This is a genomic window from Cellulomonas sp. GTC20042 (assembly GCF_055389595.1).
Window position 1 is genome coordinate 2,452,073 of record NZ_AP043678.1, and the last position, 17,452, is coordinate 2,469,524.

Sequence of the window (17,452 nt, forward strand, 5' to 3'; positions counted from 1 at the left end):
CCTCAGCCCGCCGACCCCAGCGCGGCCAGCACGTCGCGGGTCACGTCGGCGGGGGTCAGCCTGACGGCGGCCAGCACCTCGTCGCGGGTGCCGTGGGCGTGGAAGCCGCGCGGGACGCCGAAGGACTGCACCGGCGTGGGCACGCCGGCGTCCCGGGCGCGCTGGGCGAGCGCGGAGCCGATCCCGCCCTCGCGCAGGCCGTCCTCCAGGGTGATCGCGTGGTCGTGCTCGCCGACCAGCTTGACCAGGGCGGCGGGCACCGGGAGCACCCAGCGCGGGTCGACCACGGTGACGCGCAGGCCGTGCGCCGCCAGCGCCTCGCCGACCGCGAGCGCGGTGGGCAGCATCGCGCCGATCCCGCAGACCAGCACCGACCGCTCCCCCACGCGCACGCCGACGCCGCCCGCACCGGCCGACGGGGCGTACCGGGCCAGCACGTCCACCCCGTCCACCTCGTCGACAGCCGGCAGCGGGTCGCCGAGGGCGCCCTTCGGGTAGCGGACGACGGTGGGCGCGTCGTCCACGTCGACGGCGGTGCGCAGCGCGTCGCGCAGGGTGGCCTCGTCGCGGGGCGCGGCGAGGCGCAGGCCGGGCACCAGGCCGAGGACGGCGAGGTCCCACACGCCATGATGGCTGGGGCCGTCGTCGCCGGTGATCCCGGCGCGGTCGAGCACGAAGGTCACCCCGGCGCGGTGCAGGGCGACGTCCATCAGCACCTGGTCGAAGGCCCGGTTGAGGAAGGTCGCGTAGACGGCGACCACCGGGTGCAGCCCGGCGAAGGCCATCCCGGCGGCGGTGGTGGCGGCGTGCTGCTCGGCGATCCCGACGTCGAAGGTCCGCTCGGGGAACTCGGCGGCGAAGGGTGCGAGACCGACCGGGGCGAGCATGGCGGCGGTGAGCGCGACGACGTCGGGGCGGCGCCGGCCGATCCGGACGATCTCGTCGGCGAACACCCCGGTCCAGCCGAAGCGGGACGGTGCGACGGGCAGGCCGGTCTCCGGGTGGATCTGGCCGACGGCGTGGAAGCGGTCGGCGACGTCCTGCTCGGCGGGCACGTAGCCCCGGCCCTTCTCGGTGATCACGTGCACGATCACCGGGCCGCCGAAGGCCTTGGCGCGCTGGAGGGCGAACTCGACGGCGCCGACGTCGTGGCCGTCGACCGGGCCGACGTACTTCAGGCCGAGGTCCTCGAACATGCCCTGCGGGGCGACGACGTCCTTGATGCCCTTCTTCAGGCCGTGCAGGGCGTCGTAGGCCAGCCGCCCGGGCGGGCCGGAGCGCTGCAGCGTGCGCTTGCCCCAGGAGAGCACGGACTCGTACCCGCGGGTGGTGCGCAGGGCGTCGAGGTGCCGGGCCAGGCCGCCGATCGTCGGGGCGTAGGACCGGCCGTTGTCGTTGACGACCACCAGCAGCCGGCGGTCGGTGCCGTCGGCGATGTTGTTCAGCGCCTCCCAGGCCATGCCGCCGGTGAGCGCCCCGTCCCCGATCACCGCGACCACGTGCCGGTCGCTGCGCCCGGCCAGCGCGTTGGCGCGCGCGATGCCGTCGGCCCAGCTCAGGGCGGTGGAGGCGTGCGAGTTCTCCACCACGTCGTGCGGGGACTCGGCGCGCGAGGGGTAGCCGGACAGCCCGTCGCGCCGCCGCAGCCGGCCGAAGTCCTGCCGCCCGGTGAGCAGCTTGTGCACGTAGGCCTGGTGCCCGGTGTCGAAGACGATCGTGTCGCGCGGGGAGTCGAAGGCCCGGTGCACCGCGAGGGTGAGCTCGACGACGCCGAGGTTGGGTCCCAGGTGGCCGCCGGTGCGGGAGACCTGGTCGACCAGGAACGCGCGGATCTCCGCCGCGAGCGCCCGCAGCTGGCGCCGGTCCAGGCGCCGCAGGTCCGCGGGCGAGCCGATGCCGTCCAGCAGGTGCTCCTGCGACCGAGCCATCACCGCCACCGCCCTCGTCGTCGCGCGTGCCCGCCCCGGCCGGCGGCGTGCACGAGGGGGCCCACGATACGCACGCGAGCAGGCGCCGTCGCCCGACGCCGCCGCGCGCCGTGCGGCCCGACCCGCGCGACACCCTCGCCGAGCGTGCACGAATGCAGGCTTCACGCGGCGGGAAGGCTGCTTTCGTGCAAGCTCGACGCCCGCGCGCGACGCCCGACGGGGTCAGCCGCGCACGCGCACGGCGAGCCCCGCGTCGGTCACGACCTCCGCCCGCCCGTCGGCGTCCACCCGGACGTCCAGAGCCCGGCCGCCGACGCGCAGGCCGCGCACGTGCAGCGCGCCGAGCGGCGCCGGGGCGGGCGGGGCGACGTCGAGGGTGCCGCCGGGGACGTCCGGGGTCAGCCCCAGCACGGAGCCGAGCACGCTGACCGCCGCCGCCGCGGACCACGCCTGCGGGCGGCAGGCGGCGGGGTACGGCACCAGGTGCGGCACGTCGGCGCGGGCGTCGCCGCCGTACAGCTCGGGCAGCCGGTTCTCCACGTCCTGCGCGGCGGTCAGCAGCCCCTCGGCCAGCACGGCGGCCTCCCGGGCGTGGCCGGCGCGGGCGAGGCCCTGCACCACGATCGCGGTGTCGTGCGGCCAGACCGCTCCCCCGTGGTACCGCAGCGGCCAGTAGCCGGCCGAGGCCGTCGACATGGTGCGCAGGCCGTGCCCGGAGGACATCTCGGGGTCGACCAGGCGGGCGGCGACCAGGGCCTCCTCCTCGGCGTCGAGGATGCCGGTGCCGAGCAGGTGGCCGATGTTGCTGGTGACGGTGTCGATCACCCGCTTGTCGGCGTCCAGCGCGATGCCCGGGTACCGGCCCTGGGCGTCGGCGGTCCAGAACGCCGAGCGGAACCGCGCGGCCAGATCACCGGCCCAGGCCCGCCAGCGGTCCCCGCCGGGGCGCCCGAAGGCGTCGAGCAGCGCGGCCCCGCCGATCGCCGCCTCGTGCGCGTAGCCCTGCACCTCGACCAGCGCGATCGGGCCGGTGGCAAGGTCGCCGGTGCGCCACTGCACGGAGTCGCCGGAGTCCTTCCACCCCTGGTTCGCCAGCCCGGTGCCGGACTCGTCGGCGTACTCGAGGAAGCCGTCGCCGTCGGAGTCGCCGTGCTCCGCCATCCAGCCCAGGGCGCGCTCCATCGCCGGCAGCAGCGCCTCGACCTCGGCGGCGGGCATCCCCCAGCGCCAGGCGTCGTGCAGCAGGCAGACCCACAGCGGGGTCGCATCGACGGTGCCGTAGTAGACCGGCGGCAGCACCGTGCCCTCGCCGGGGATGGTCAGGGTGGCGCGGCGCACCTCGTGCAGGATCTTGCCGGGCTGCTCGGCGGTGGCCGGGTCGGTGCGGGTGCCCTGGAGGGCGGCGAGGGTGCGCAGCGTGCCGGCGGCGAGCTCGGTGCCGAGCGGCAGCAGCATCCGCGCGGCCCAGATCGAGTCCCGGCCGAACAGCGTGAAGAACCACGGGGCCCCGGCGGCGAGGAAGACGTCGTCCGGCGCGTGCCGGGCGGACAGCCGCAGCCCGGCGAGGTCGGTCAGCGCCTGGTCGAGCAGCGCGGGGATCCGGTGGTCGGCGGCGTCCACCTGCGGCACGGACCACTCGGGATCGGCGCGGGCCGGGGCGGTGACCACCCCGCCGGTGTCGGTGATCGCGAGCGTCCAGGTGCGCTCCTGCGGCTCGCCGGTGGCGGCGGTGACGTCCCAGGTCAGGGTCACGCTGCCGTCGGGCTGCGCGGTGATCGTCGCGCCGGGGGCGGTGACGACGGCGGAGACCTCGGCGTCGGCCGACCAGCGCACCCCGTCCGCGTCCACCTCGACGGCGGGCCGGGCCAGCGCGGGGGCGCCGGACTTGATCCGGTCCATCGGCGTGCCGTCCGGCACCAGCACGACCTCCAGCCGGGCGGCGACCGGATCGGCGGTGGAGCAGGACAGCGTCAGCGTCTCGGTGACCGAGCCCGGCACGGCGGCGCGGAGGCGTTCCAGGCGGGCGGTGGGGTCGGCGCCGGGGCCGTCGACCGTACGGGCCAGCAGCACCGCACGGGCGCGTCCGGGTCCGTCGGCGCCGGCGGCGACCGCCTCGGGCGCGGCGCCGGAGACGGTCAGCCGGGCACCACGCAGCACCCGGACGTCACCGTGGTAGACGCCCTGGGCGCCGCGACCGTCCGCGAGCGCGATCTGCCCGGCGCGGTCCGACCAGGCCTGGGTGGGTGCGGCCGCGGCGACCAGCAGGTCGTGCAGCAGGGGCTGGAGATCCATGGGTACCTCGTCGTTCCCGCCGTCTCGGCTTGACAGCCTTCCGAGTCCTGGCAACTCTAGGGGCATCGGTTTGAGCGTTCCAATCGGAATTGGAGCGATCATATGCACAGGAGCAGCCATGGACACCACCACCCGGCCCACGCTGGAGAGCGTCGCCCAGCGCGCAGGCGTCTCCCGCCAGACGGTGTCCAACGTGCTGAACTCCCCGCACCTGGTCCGCCCCGAGACCACCGAGCGGGTGCAGGCCGCGATCGACGCGCTCGGCTACCGCCCCTCCGCCGCCGCCCGCCAGCTGCGCACCGGCCGCTCCCGCGTGCTGGGCCTGCGCCTGGAGCCGGTGCACGACGGGATCAACGGCGCGGTGCTCGACCGGTTCCTGCACGCGCTGACCGAGAGCGCCCAGACCCGGGGCTACCGGGTGATGCTGTTCACCGCCGCCGACGACGAGCGGGAGATCGCCCAGTACCGCGAGCTGCTGGACACCGCCGACCTGGACGGCTTCGTGCTCACCAGCACGCACCGGGGCGACGAGCGCGCCGCCTGGCTGGCCGAGCGCGACGTGCCCTTCGTGACCTTCGGCCGCCCGTGGGACCGCGCCGACGCGGAGCCCACCGGGCCCACGACCGACCACCCCTGGGTGGACGTGGACGGCGCCGCCGGCACCCGCGCCGCCGTGGAGCACCTGCGCCGGCTCGGCCACGAGCGGATCGGCTACCTGGGCTGGCCGGAGGGCTCCGACGTCGGCGAGGACCGCGCCGCGGGCTGGGCCGCCGCCATGATCGAGGCCGGCCACGACGGCGATCTGCTGCACCGGCTGCACGCCCGGGTGCCGGACGGGGTCGGCGCGGGCGCCCGGGCCACCGAGCACGTGCTGGCCGACGTCGCCCCCACCGCCCTGGTCTGCGCCTCCGACTCCCTGGCGCTGGGTGCGCTGACCGTCACCCGCACCCGACCGGCCCCGCTCGCGGTGGTCGGCTTCGACGACACCCCCGTGGCCGCCGCCGTGGGCCTGACCTCGGTGGCGCAGCCGCTGACCGAGGCGGCGCACCGGGCGACCGACCTGCTGCTCGACCAGCTCGACGGCACCGGTGGCACCCGCAGCCGCCGGGTGCTGCTCGCCCCGCACCTGGTGGAGCGCAGCACGTCGACCCCGCCGGCCTGACCGGCGCCGCGCACCCGATCGACCACCCGGCGGCCCTCCGCCGCCGCGCACCGTTGCAGAACTCGAAGGAGAGACTCATGCACCGCACGATCCCCCGCACCCTCGCCCCGGTCGCCCTCGGCGCCGCCGGGCTGCTGGTCCTGACCGCGTGCAGCGGCGGCGGCTTCGACGAGGGCGGCGACAGCACCTCCGGGTCCTCGGACGGCGGCGACGGCTCGCTGACCGTGCTGATCGGCTCCTCCGGCGACGCCGAGACCGACGCCGTCACGGCCGCCGTGGCCGCGTGGTCCGAGCAGTCCGGCGTGGACGCCACCGTGCAGGTCGCCTCCGACCTCACCCAGGAGCTCAGCCAGGGCTTCGCCTCCGGCGACCCGGCCGACGTGTTCTACGTCAGCGCGGACTCCTTCCAGGCCTACGCCGCCAACGGCTCGCTCTACCCCTACGGCGCGGAGCTCGACGCGGCCGACGACTTCTACCCGAGCCTGGTCGACCAGTTCACCTACGACGGCGACCTGGTGTGCGCACCCAAGGACTTCTCCACGCTGGCGCTGGTGATCAACACAGATCTGTGGACCGCCGCTGGGCTGACCGACGCCGACGTGCCCACCACCTGGGACCAGCTGACCGACGTCGCCACCCGCCTCACCACCGGCACGCAGGTCGGCCTCGGCTTCTCCGGCGAGTACGCCCGGGTCGGCGTCTTCCTGGCGCAGGCCGGCGGCACCATGGTCAGCGCCGACGGCACCGAGGCCACCGTGGACTCCGCGGAGAACCTCGAGGGCCTGACCTACGTGCAGCAGATGCTCGCCTCGGGCAGCGCGGCCTACGCCGCCGACCTGGGCACCGGCTGGGGTGGCGAGGCCTTCGGCACCGGCAAGGCGGCCATGACGATCGAGGGCAACTGGATCACCGGCGCCATGAGCAACGACTACCCGGACGTCGCGTACCAGGTGGTGCCGCTGCCCGCCGGCCCCGGTGGCCAGGGGACGCTCCAGTTCACCAACTGCTGGGGCGTCGCCGCGGACTCCGGCGACCAGTCCGACGCGGTGGACCTGGTGCAGTTCCTCACCGCCACCGACCAGCAGCTCGCGTTCTCCGAGGCCTTCGGCGTGATGCCCTCCGTGCAGTCGGCGGCGGACGGCTGGAAGGCGCTGTACCCGGAGATGACCGCGTTCATCGACTCGGCGGACTTCGCGCAGAACGTGGTGAACGCCCAGGGCGCGAACGACGTGATCACCGACTTCAACGCCCAGCTCGAGGGCCTGAAGACCGGCGACCCGGCGGCGATCCTCGCCTCGGTGCAGACCAACCTGCAGGCCGTCCTCGACGAGAACGCCGGCTGACATGACGGTCCCCGTGGTGCCGGCGACGGAGCCGGCCCGTCCGGTGCCGCCGTCGGCACCACGTCGCCGCCGGGGTGCCTCGCGCGGCCGCGAGGCCACCGCCGGCTGGGTGTTCCTCGCGCCGATGATCGTGATCCTCGGGCTGTTCCTGGTGGTGCCGGTGCTGATGGCGGCGTGGGTCAGCGTCTCGGACTGGAACGGGCGCGGCAGCCCGTTCTCCTCCGAGGTCGGCTTCGTCGGCCTGGACAACTACGACCGGCTGCTGCTCGGCGGCGGGCTCGCCACGCAGGACTTCGGCACGGCGATCCGCAACAACGCCTACTACGTGCTGCTCGTCGTCCCGCTCCAGACCGCGCTCGCGATGTTCCTCGCGGTGATGGTCAACCGGAAGGCGCTGCGCGGGCGCGGGTTCTTCCGCACCGCGTTCTACTTCCCCTCGGTGACCTCGTCGGTGGCGATCACCGTGCTCTGGCTGTTCCTGTTCTCCGCCTCCGGCACGATCAACGCGATCCTGGCGAAGCTGTCGATCACCGGTCCGAACTGGTTCAACGACCCGCGCGGCGTGCTGCACCTGGCGCTCGGCGCGGTCGGTGTGGACTCCGCACCGGCGGCGCTGGCTGACCACGGCGTGCTCGGGATCTCGCTGTGGGAGTGGCTGGCCGGGCCGAGCGTGGCGATGTCGGCCTTCGTGCTGCTGGCGATCTTCACCACCTCCGGCACGTTCATGCTGCTGTTCCTCGCAGCCCTCCAGGCGGTGTCGGCGGAGGTCGAGGAGGCCGCCACCGTGGACGGCGCGAACGCCTGGCAGCGGTTCTGGCGGGTGACGCTGCCGATGCTCCGGCCCACGGTGTTCACGGTGGTGACGCTCGGGCTGATCGGCACCTGGCAGGTCTTCGACCAGATCTACACCGGCACCCAGGGCGGCCCCGCCAAGACCACGCTGACCCCGGCGTACCTGTCGTACAGCGCGGCCTTCCTCAACAACCAGTGGGGCCGGGGCGCGGCGATCGCCTTCGTGCTGTTCGCGATCATCGTGCTGCTGACCCTGCTGCAACGGGTGGTGCTGCGCGAGCGCGACACCGTCCCCCGCCGTCGCCGGTTCCTGCGCGAGGAGGCCCGGCGATGACCGCCACCTCCGTCCGTCCCGCGGCCCCGGCCCCCGCGCCGACCGCCCCGCGCCGCCGCCGGTCGACCCGTCGGATCGCCGCCACCTCCTTCACCTACGCGGTGCTGGTCGTGCTGGCGCTGCTGTACGTGTACCCGTTCCTGATCCAGGTGGCGACCTCCTTCAAGACCGACGCCGAGGCCGCGCAGGACGCGGTGTCGCTGATCCCGCAGACCTGGAGCACGGCGGCCTACGAGCGGCTGTTCCTGCGCTCGGACTTCCCGCTCTGGTTCCGCAACTCGGTGATCGTCACCCTCGTGGTCACGCTGGGGCGGGTCGCGATCGACTCCCTGGCCGGCTACGCGCTGGCCCGGCTGCGGTTCCGCGGGCGGGCGCTGGTGTTCGCCGCGCTGGTCGCGGTGATGGCCGTGCCGAACGTCGTGCTGCTGATCCCGAAGTTCCTGGTGATCAAGCAGGTGGGGATCTACAACTCCTTCGCGGGCCTGATCATCCCGCTGCTCGCGGACGCCGCCGGCATCTTCATCATGAAGAACTTCTTCGAGTCGATCCCCCGCAGCGTCGAGGAGGCCGCCCGGATGGACGGCGCCGGCACGTTCCGGGTGTTCTGGTCGGTGGTGCTGCCGATGGCCCGCCCCGCGCTGGTGACCATCGTGATCCTGTCGTTCCAGGGATCGTGGAACGAGCTGTCGCACTTCATCGTCGCCTCGCAGGACCCCGAGCTGGTCACCCTGACCAAGGGCGTCGCCCAGCTCGCCTCCGGGCAGCTCAGCCAGGGCACCCAGTACCCACTCAAGCTGGCCGCCGCGGCGATCATGACGATCCCGGTGGCGGTGCTGTTCTTCGTCTTCCAGCGCCGGATCATGAACCAGAGCGCCGGTGCCGTGAAGGAGTGACGACCGCAGACCCGCGGGAGCTCCCGGGCGCCGCCGGGTAGACTCAGGCGGAAAGGGGAACACTCATGCGCTTCCTGCCCGGGCACACGCCCACGTCCGACCTCACCTACGGCGACGTCTTCCTGGTCCCGTCACGGTCCGAGGTCGCCTCCCGCTTCGACGTCGACCTGTCGGCGGTGGACGGCACCGGCACCACGATCCCGGTCGTCGTCGCGAACATGACCGCGGTCGCCGGCCGCCGGATGGCCGAGACCGTCGCCCGCCGCGGCGGCATCACCGTCCTGCCGCAGGACGTGCCCACCGACGTCGTCGCCGACGTGGTGGCCTCGGTCAAGGCCAAGCACACCGTCGTGGAGAGCGCCGTCGTCGTCGCGCCGCACGACACCGTGCACACCGCGCTCACCCTGATCGGCAAGCGCTCGCACGGCGCGGCCGTCGTCGTCGAGGGCGACCGCCCGGTCGGCGTGGTCACCCCCGCCGACTGCGAGCACGTCGACCGCTTCACCCAGGTGTCCGAGGTGATGACCGCCGACCCGACCACCGTCGAGCTGTCCGTGGTCGAGCAGGCCGGCACCGCGGGCCTGGAGGCGGCGTTCGAGCGGCTGCACGCCTCGCGCCGCAAGTTCTCCCCCGTGGTCCGCGACGGCCGCCTGGTCGGCGTGCTGACCCAGGTCGGCGCGCTGCGCTCCTCGATCTACACCCCCGCCCTCGACGCGCAGGGCCACCTGCGGGTCGCCGCCGCCGTCGGGATCAACGGCGACGTCAAGGGCAAGGCCCAGGCGCTGCTGGGCGCCGGCGTGGACGTGCTGGTGGTCGACACCGCGCACGGCCACCAGCGCAAGATGCTCGACGCGCTCGAGGCCGTCCGCTCGGTCGACCCGCAGGTGCCGGTCGTCGCGGGCAACGTGGTCTCCGCCGAGGGCACCCGCGACCTGATCGCCGCCGGGGCCGACATCGTCAAGGTCGGCGTGGGCCCGGGCGCCATGTGCACCACCCGCATGATGACCGCCGTCGGCCGCCCGCAGTTCTCCGCGGTGCTGGAGTGCGCCGCCGAGGCGCGCCGGCTCGGCAAGCACGTGTGGGCCGACGGCGGCGTCCGCCACCCCCGCGACGTCGCGCTCGCGCTGGCCGCCGGCGCCTCGCAGGTGATGGTCGGCTCCTGGTTCGCCGGCACGCACGAGTCCCCCGGCGACCTGCACGCCGACGGCGAGGGCCGCCTGTACAAGGAGTCCTTCGGCATGGCCTCCGCCCGCGCGGTCGCCGCCCGCACCCGGGGCGGATCCGCCTTCGACCGGGCCCGCAAGGCGCTCTACGAGGAGGGCATCTCCTCCTCGCGGATGTACCTCGACCCCGCCCGCCCCGGCGTGGAGGACCTGCTCGACCGGATCACCTCCGGCGTGCGCTCCGCCGCCACCTACGTCGGCGCGACCTCGCTGGACGAGCTCTTCGAGCGGGCCACGGTGGGCATCCAGTCCGCCGCCGGCTACGACGAGGGCCGCCCGCTGCCCGACGGCTGGTGATCGTGGCCGCCCGTCCGGTCCTCGTCCTCACGCACGTCGCCCACGAGGGTCCGGGTCTGATCGCCCGGGCCCTCGACGGGCGTGCGCTCACCACCCGCACCGTCGTCGACGACCCGGCGCCCCGGCTGCCCGCGGTGGCCGACCTCGCCGGTCTCGTCGTGATGGGCGGGCCGCAGGACGCCGACGACGTGGCCGGTCATCCCGGGCTCGCCGCCGAGCAGCGCCTGCTCGCCGAGGCGGTCGACGCCGGGGTGCCCACCCTGGGCGTGTGCCTCGGCATGCAGCTGCTCGCGCTCGCCCTGGGCGCGCCGCTGCACCGCCGGCACGGCACCGAGATCGGCTTCGCGCCGGTGGACGTCGTCGCGCACGACCCGCTGCTCGCCGCCGCCGGCGCCCGGCCGACCGTGCTGCACTGGCACTCCGACGCGGTGGACCTGCCCGCCGGGGCGACCCTGCTGGCCTCGAACGAGGTGACGCCGGTGCAGGCGTTCCGCGCCGGGTCCGCGGTGGGCGTGCAGTTCCACCTGGAGGTCGAGCCCACGCTGCTGGACCTCTGGCTGGACACCCCGGTGATGACCGCCGACCTCGAGCCCGGTGACGCCGACGCGGTGCGGCTCGGCTCGCGCCAGCACCTGGGCGCGCTGCGGCCGGCGGCGGAGCTCGGGTTCGCGGCGTTCGCGCGGGCGGTGGAGGAGCGCGGGTGACCGCGCGGCAGACGGGCCGAGCGCGCGCGGGATCGGCGGCGCCCGGATCGGAGCAGGGATCGGTGGAGCGCGGATCGGTGCGGCGCGTCCGGGGCTCGCGTGGCTGATCCCGGCACGCCCGCGCCCTCGGCGCTGGCCGACCTGCTCGCGCTCTGCGACCGGGCGCCCGTCTGGGTGCCCGACGCGGCGGCGAGCCTGGGCGCCGACCCGCGCGCCTCGGCGGTGCTGGTGCTGTTCGGCCCATTGGACGACGCCCCGGCACGCACCGATCGGCCCGCCGTCGCACGCGACCTGGACGTGCTGCTCACCCGGCGCTCCCCCACGCTGCGCCACCACCCCGGGCAGGTCTCCTTCCCCGGCGGCGGGATCGACCCCGAGGACGCCGGGCCGGAGGCCGCCGCCCTGCGCGAGGCCGCCGAGGAGGCCGGCGTCGACCCCTCCGGCGTGCGGGTGCTCGGCACGCTGCCGCCGCTGCCCGTCGCGGTCAGCCGCAACCTGGTGACCCCGGTGCTCGCCTGGTGGACCCGGCCCTCCGAGGTCGCCGCCACCGACCCCGCCGAGACCGTGGACGTGTTCCGGGTGCCGGTGGCCGACCTGGTCGACCCCGCGAACCGGGTGACCGCCGTCGTCCGGCACGGGGGTCGCGAGCACCGCGGGCCCGCGTTCACCGTGCAGGACGTGCTGGTCTGGGGGTTCACCGCGCACGTGCTGGACCGGCTGCTCGACGCGCTCGGCTGGGCGGAGCCGTGGGACACGGCGCGGACGGTGCCGGCGCCGGTGCGCTGACGGCGGCGGCCGCGCCGCGTGCCGGACAGATCGGAGCGGCGGGACGAGGCCACACCGCCGCACCCGCCCGGGATCGCCCGGCGGCCGCGCCGCCGCCACTACCCTGACCTCGGGAGGGACCGATGCCGAGACGGGTGGACCACGGCCAGCGACGCCGCGAGATCGTCGAGGCGACCCTGCGCGTCGTCCGGCGCGACGGCCTGGACGGCGCCACCACGCGGGCCATCGCGGACGAGGCCGGCTGCACGCTGAGCGTGCTGGCGCACTTCTTCGGCGGCAAGGACGCGATCCTGCTGGCCGCGCAGGCGGCGGTGTACGAGCGGATCGTGCAGCGGGCTTTCCGTGCCGGCGGCGAGCTGTTCGGGCTGACCGCGTTCCAGCAGGCGCTGGAGGCCGCGCTGCCGCTGGACGAGGAGCGCGCGGTGGACGCCGCCGCCAACGCGGCCTTCGCGGCGGCCGCGCTCAGCCACCCGGACCTCGCGGAGGCGCGTCGACGCTCCCGGCAGGACGTGCGCCGGGTGCTGTACGGCTGCCTGACCGAGGCCCGCGAGCTCGGCGAGCTGCGCGCGGGCGTGGACGACGCGGCCGTGGTGCACGAGTTCTTCGTGCTGGTCGAGGGCGCGGCGTTGTCCGACGTCCTCGAGCCGGACGCCGGGGCCGGGGCCGGGCCGGGCGGCGCGACGGCCGCGCGTTCCCTGCGCCTCGCGACCGCGATGGTCGACCGCCTCCGGGCCCCCTGACCGCGCGCCCGGGCGCGTGTGGCGCATCGAGAGTGCACGAATGCAGGCTTCACGCGCCCGGAAGCCTGCATTCGTGCACTCTCGGCGATCGATCAGCCGGTCGAGCGCGCGATCAGGCCTGCTGGGCGGCGATCAGGTCGCGGTACCAGGTCCAGGAGTCCTTGCGGGTGCGGACCTGCGTGTCCAGGTCGACGTGCACCAGGCCGAACCGCTCCTCGTACCCGGCGGCCCACTCGAAGTTGTCGAAGGCCGACCAGACGTAGAACCCCCGCACGTCCACCCCGGCGTCGACCGCCGCCAGCGCAGCGCGCAGGTGCGCGTCGACGTACCGGATCCGCCGCTCGTCGTGCACCTGACCGTCGGGCGAGACCTCGTCGTGGAAGGACGCGCCGCTCTCGGTCACGATCACCGGGGGCAGGTCGGGGTAGCGCTCGTGCAGGGTGCGCAGGATCGCGGTCAGCCCCTCCGGCGCGACGGGCCAGCCGAAGTCGGTGCGCTCGTCCGCCTCGACGGGGACCGGCGAGAAGGGCAGGCCCTCGGGCACGTCGACCTCGTGCACGCCGGAGTAGTCCTTGCCGGCGCGGGGCGCCTCGATGCGGGACGGCTCGTAGTAGTTGACGCCGTAGAAGTCGATCGGCGCGCTGATCAGCGCCAGGTCCTCCGCGAGCACCTCCGGCGAGAGGGGCAGCAGCTCGGTGACCCAGGACTCCGGGTAGCGGCCGAGCAGCACAGGGTCGGACCACGCCCAGTTGGTGAGCACGCGGAACATGTCGGCGGCAGCCACGTCCTCCGGCGCGTCCGAGGCGGGCTGCACCGGGAAGTGCTGCGGGGCGATCCCCACCCGGTGCTCGGACCCGGCGGCACGCACGGCCTGCACCCCGTACCCGTGCGCGAGCAGCTGGTGGTGCCCGGTGATCATCGCGCCGAGCCCGAGGCCCAGCGCCGGGGCGTGGTCGGTGAGCGCGTGCCCGTACAGGGTGTGCACGGTGATCTCGTTCAGGGTGATCCAGTCGTGCACCCGGTCGCCGAGCCGGTCGAGCACGACCTCCGCATAGCCCCCGAACGCCTCGGCGGTGGACCGCTCCAGCCAGCCGCCGGCCCGTTGCAGGTCGAGCGGCAGGTCCCAGTGGTACAGGGTCGGCACCGGGCGGATCCCGGCGGCGAGCAGCGCGTCGACCAGCCGGTCGTAGAAGTCGAGGCCGGCGGCGTTCACGGCCCCGGTGCCCTGCGGCAGCACCCGCGGCCAGGAGATCGAGAAGCGGTAGTCGTGCAGCCCGAGGTCGGCCAGGTGACCGACGTCCTCGGCGTAGCGGTGGTAGTGGTCGATCGCCACCTGGCCGGTCTCGCCGTGGCGGATCACGCCGGGGCGGGTGGTGAACTCGTCCCAGATGCTCGGGCCCTTGCCGTCCGCGTCCCAGGCACCTTCGACCTGGTAGGCGGCGGTGGAGGCGCCGAGACGGAAGCCCTGGGGCAGGCGGGGGTACGGCACGGATCGGTCCTCTCGTGGTGGTGCGTGGATCAGATCAAGGGATCGCGGGGATCACGGCACGCGCAGCAGGCGCACGCCGGCCAGGGCGACCACCGCGAGCGCGGCCGTCACCCCGTAGAGCAGCGGGTAGCCGCCGGCGGAGGTGACCAGCGGGGCGGCGACGACCGGCGCGAGCACCTGCGGCAGCGAGGAGGCGATGTTGCCGATGCCGAGCATGGTGGCGCGGGTGCCCGCGTCGGGCAGGACGGCGGTGAGCACAGCGAGGTCGACGGCGACGTACAGCCCCCAGCCGATCCCGAACAGCACGGTCGCGCCGAGCACCACCGGCAGCGGCGGCAGCAGCGCCATCACCACGGCGGACACCCCGAGCAGCACGGCGGAGGCGGCGACGAACACCCGGCGGCGTCCGCTGCGGTCGGACAGCGCCCCACCGAGCCCGGCGACGACGGCGGTGACCAGCGCGGCGCACCCGGTGAGCACGAGCACCCAGGTGCCGGCGCTGCCCTCGGCGACCTCGATCCCGTCGGTCAGGTAGTAGTAGAGGTAGAGCAGCAGCAGCGAGTTGACCATGTTGAGCAGCAGCCGCATCGTCCAGACGCCGGTGTAGGCCGCGGTGGGTCGCAGCGCGCGCAGCGTCGGCCGCGCCGCACGCTCCGGCCCTGGCCCCGCGTCCGCACCCTCCCGGTGCGTCAGCAGCACGGCCACGCCGAGCGCGGGCACGGCCACCGCGATGGCTACGTACCCGATCGCGCCCTCCCCCGCCGCGACGGCCACCGCCGTGCCGACCACCAGGCCGAGGGTCTGCGCGATCCCGAACCAGGCGCCGACCACGCCGCGCTGCTCCTCGGGCACCCGGTCGGCCATCATCGCCGCGAGCGCCGCCATGGGCCCGTTCAGGCCGACCTGCACCAGCACCCAGCCGATGATCATCAGCGGGCGCCCCGCGGCGGCGGCCAGCACGAGCAGACCGATCACCCCGACCAGCGTCCCGGCCACCAGCACCGGGCGTCGGCGTCCCCAGCGTCCGCGCAGTCGGTCGGAGAGCACGCCCCACAGCGGGTTCGCGATCATCGACGCGACCGCGCCGGAGGCGGTGACGACGGCCAGCAGGTTCTCCTTGCCGATCTCCCCGGCGATCCGGGCGGCCTGCGCGGGCAGCAGGATCTGGATCGGCCCGAACCAGCCCGCGCCGACGCCGACCATGGCGAGCACGAAGGCGACGATCCAGCGGCGGTCCACCCGGGCGAGCGGGGCTGCGACGACGGCCTCGGTCATGCCTGCGCCTGCTCCCACATCGCCACGTAGGACTCGGCGCCGTGCATGAGCTCGGCCTCCAGCGCGTCGGCGTCCGGCCCGGCGCGGTGCAGCAGGTCGGCCACCCAGTCCGCGTACAGCCCGTACTGCGCGACGCCGTCGATGTTGAGGTCGAAGACCTTGCTGCCGACGGTCTGCCGGTCGACGGTGACGCCGTTGGGCGCGGTGAACGGGTAGACCAGCGGATCGGTGCTCGCGCTGAGCCGGGCGGGCGCCTGCGGGGCCAGCCCGTTGACGTCGGAGCCGTAGCCGTAGCCGGTGATCGCCGCGCCGTTCGCCCCCGCATGGTTGGCGCGCCACTCGGTGAGGAAGTCCGGCTCGCCGTTGCCGGCGTCGTCGGCCGCGTAGCCGTAGGAGGCGACGAACCCGCCGAGCCCGAGGATCTCGTCCACCACGCCCCGGTCGGACCAGGTGTGCACCGAGACGACGCCGGGGTAGTCGGCGGCCTCGGCGAGGTCGAGCACGGCCTGCGCGGTGCGCACCCCCATGTGGTCCACCTGGATCACCATGCCGCGATCCATCATCTGCTGCACCAGGTGCGCGCCGAGATCGGTCAGCCCGCGGGTGTTGCAGATCGGCCCGGAGGGGTACACCGGCAGCGTGGTCCCGGCCGGCACCTGCCCGCCGAGCGCGGACAACCAGGCGGCGAGGTCGTCGTCGGCCCACGGCTGGGCGTGGTCGCTCGGGCCGGTGCAGGACTCCGCCTGCCACCAGGAGCCGGTGCTGATCAGGTTGCCCAGGTTGATCGCGACGCCGGTCACGCCCTCGTCGAAGCGGGTGCCGCCGAAGGCGTTGTCGAACTTGTGCACCGGGTAGAGCGTGCTGACGCCCCAGGACTGCACCTCGTCCAGCCCGGCGTCCACATCGGCCTCGTCGCACTGCGCGACCCCGTCGACCAGCCGGCAGCCGAACAGCTCGGAGGACTCGATCCCGATCAGCACGGCGAGCTTGCCCTGCGCCGCGATCGACCGGACCTCCGCCGGCGTGGTGGCGATCCGGAACCAGCCCTTGCCGGCGCCGCCGCTCTGCGCGTCCACGTAGTTCTGGAGGTCGTGCAGGTACTGCGCCTGCAGCCGCAGGCTCTCCATCTCGTCGCAGGAGGTCTGGTGCGTCGGGTAGAGCTCGCAGATCACCCGGTTCTCCACCAGGAAGGTCGTCATCACCCGCAGGCCGGACTCCCAGGCGCGCTGCACCCCGCGGAAGTACGCCTGCTCGTGCAGCAGGCTGTTCGCGGTCGGCCAGTCGCCGAAGGTCGGCCAGCCGTCCTCGGCGGAGGCGATCGGGTCGGTGCCGCCGATCAGCGCCTCGAAGAGCGCGCCCGGCGCGAGGGTGCCGTGGGAGGCGCAGCCCGCGAGGGCGTCCTCGACGCCGCCGGGGGCGAACGGCGCGCCGCAGCGCAGGTCCCCGCCGAAGGCCACGCTGGCGGTCAGGTGCGCGTGCGCGTCGATCAGGCCGACCAGGTCGCCGTCGGCGTCCACACCGGGGGCCGGGGTGCCGGTGACCCCGGTGGCGACGTCGGGCAGGTCCACGCACCCGGTGGCCGGGGCGAGCGCCACCTCGGAGGCGCCGGTGGCCAGCCCGCCGAGCCAGGGGCCGAGCTGCTGGCCGGTGGCGGTGCTGCGCACGGTGAACCGCCGGTCGACGCCCGATCCGGTCGAGGTGATCGTCCAGTCGGCACGATCGCCCCAGCCGTCCCCGGCGAGCACGGTGCCGAGCACGCTGAGGTACAGCTCGAAGCCCGCGTGGTCGACGATCATGTAGCGCCCGAGCGCGGTGGCCTCCAGGCGCAGCGGCGCCGCGGTGGCGAGGGTGGACGTGACCCCGTAGCCGATGATCGCGGAGCCCACGTAGTCGTCGGCCGGGGTGCTGCCGCGGAGCAGCTGCATGGTGACGCAGCGCCCGTCGAGGTCGTCGGCGGAGGTCGCGGCCGCGGGCGTCGCGGCGGGGCCGGCGGCCGGGGCGACCCCCAGCACCGCCTCCTGCGCGGTCGCGTCGGCCGGCGGACCGGCGGCGACCAGCGTGACGGCGAGCAGCGAGGCGGCAGCAGCCGTCGCCACGATCCGGACCCAGCGCACCATCGTTCCTCCGAGCCACCGCGTTGATGTATCAGATGATCCTTGATGCGGACCGTAGCGGTGACCTGGTGCTGAGCGCC

Annotated in this window: 13 protein-coding genes; 8 read left to right on the forward strand and 5 right to left on the reverse strand. The window is 74.8% G+C overall.

The window, feature by feature from the left end:
- Window positions 1–2: 2 nt before the first annotated feature.
- Together dxs and ACZ5HG_RS11415 are read right to left on the reverse strand one after the other, a co-directional pair.
- Window positions 3–1,928, reverse strand: coding sequence for a 1-deoxy-D-xylulose-5-phosphate synthase (gene dxs, locus ACZ5HG_RS11410; protein WP_464176292.1), 1,926 nt, complete (start codon window positions 1,926–1,928; stop codon window positions 3–5).
- 222 nt (window positions 1,929–2,150) lie between these two features.
- Window positions 2,151–4,220 carry a glycogen debranching N-terminal domain-containing protein gene (locus ACZ5HG_RS11415; RefSeq protein WP_464176294.1) on the reverse strand — a complete coding sequence of 690 codons (2,070 nt, stop codon included), beginning with the start codon at window positions 4,218–4,220 and terminating at the stop codon, window positions 2,151–2,153.
- A gap of 118 nt (window positions 4,221–4,338) precedes the next feature.
- Here ACZ5HG_RS11415 and ACZ5HG_RS11420 point away from each other — a divergent pair, with 118 nt between their 5' ends.
- The 8 genes from ACZ5HG_RS11420 to ACZ5HG_RS11455 all read left to right on the forward strand — a co-directional run bounded on the left by ACZ5HG_RS11420 (window position 4,339) and on the right by ACZ5HG_RS11455 (window position 12,494).
- On the forward strand, window positions 4,339–5,382 hold the full coding sequence (locus tag ACZ5HG_RS11420) for a LacI family DNA-binding transcriptional regulator (RefSeq protein WP_464176296.1): 1,044 nt from the start codon (window positions 4,339–4,341) through the stop codon (window positions 5,380–5,382).
- A gap of 77 nt (window positions 5,383–5,459) precedes the next feature.
- A complete protein-coding gene (locus ACZ5HG_RS11425) occupies window positions 5,460–6,725 on the forward strand; it encodes a sugar ABC transporter substrate-binding protein (RefSeq protein ID WP_464176298.1) in 1,266 nt (421 codons plus the stop codon).
- Between the two features lies 1 nt (window position 6,726).
- Window positions 6,727–7,851 carry a carbohydrate ABC transporter permease gene (locus tag ACZ5HG_RS11430; RefSeq protein WP_464176300.1) on the forward strand — a complete coding sequence of 375 codons (1,125 nt, stop codon included), beginning with the start codon at window positions 6,727–6,729 and terminating at the stop codon, window positions 7,849–7,851.
- Window positions 7,848–8,744, forward strand: coding sequence for a carbohydrate ABC transporter permease (locus ACZ5HG_RS11435; RefSeq protein ID WP_464176302.1), 897 nt, complete (start codon window positions 7,848–7,850; stop codon window positions 8,742–8,744). The genes ACZ5HG_RS11430 and ACZ5HG_RS11435 overlap by 4 nt, the downstream gene beginning before the upstream one ends.
- 65 nt (window positions 8,745–8,809) lie before the next feature.
- The gene (locus tag ACZ5HG_RS11440; protein WP_464176304.1) at window positions 8,810–10,264 is read left to right on the forward strand and encodes a GuaB1 family IMP dehydrogenase-related protein; all 1,455 of its coding nucleotides are present in this window, start codon (window positions 8,810–8,812) and stop codon (window positions 10,262–10,264) included.
- A 2-nt stretch (window positions 10,265–10,266) separates the two neighbouring features.
- Complete coding sequence (locus tag ACZ5HG_RS11445) at window positions 10,267–10,968, forward strand: type 1 glutamine amidotransferase (RefSeq protein WP_464176306.1); 702 nt, start codon at window positions 10,267–10,269, stop codon at window positions 10,966–10,968.
- Between the two features lie 99 nt (window positions 10,969–11,067).
- Window positions 11,068–11,754, forward strand: coding sequence for an NUDIX hydrolase (locus ACZ5HG_RS11450; protein WP_464176308.1), 687 nt, complete (start codon window positions 11,068–11,070; stop codon window positions 11,752–11,754).
- A 122-nt stretch (window positions 11,755–11,876) separates the two neighbouring features.
- Complete coding sequence (locus ACZ5HG_RS11455; protein WP_464176311.1) at window positions 11,877–12,494, forward strand: TetR/AcrR family transcriptional regulator; 618 nt, start codon at window positions 11,877–11,879, stop codon at window positions 12,492–12,494.
- Window positions 12,495–12,606: 112 nt separating this feature from the next.
- Here ACZ5HG_RS11455 and ACZ5HG_RS11460 read toward each other — a convergent pair whose 3' ends face one another.
- From ACZ5HG_RS11460 to ACZ5HG_RS11470, 3 genes are read right to left on the reverse strand one after another with little or no spacing between them, the layout of a single operon-like run.
- On the reverse strand, window positions 12,607–13,983 hold the full coding sequence (locus ACZ5HG_RS11460; RefSeq protein WP_464176313.1) for a GH1 family beta-glucosidase: 1,377 nt from the start codon (window positions 13,981–13,983) through the stop codon (window positions 12,607–12,609).
- A gap of 51 nt (window positions 13,984–14,034) precedes the next feature.
- Window positions 14,035–15,258: an MFS transporter gene (locus ACZ5HG_RS11465; protein ID WP_464176315.1), complete on the reverse strand. Its 1,224-nt coding sequence runs from the start codon at window positions 15,256–15,258 to the stop codon at window positions 14,035–14,037.
- Window positions 15,255–17,375, reverse strand: coding sequence for a hypothetical protein (locus tag ACZ5HG_RS11470; RefSeq protein WP_464176317.1), 2,121 nt, complete (start codon window positions 17,373–17,375; stop codon window positions 15,255–15,257). The genes ACZ5HG_RS11465 and ACZ5HG_RS11470 overlap by 4 nt, the downstream gene beginning before the upstream one ends.
- Between the last annotated feature and the right edge of the window lie 77 nt (window positions 17,376–17,452).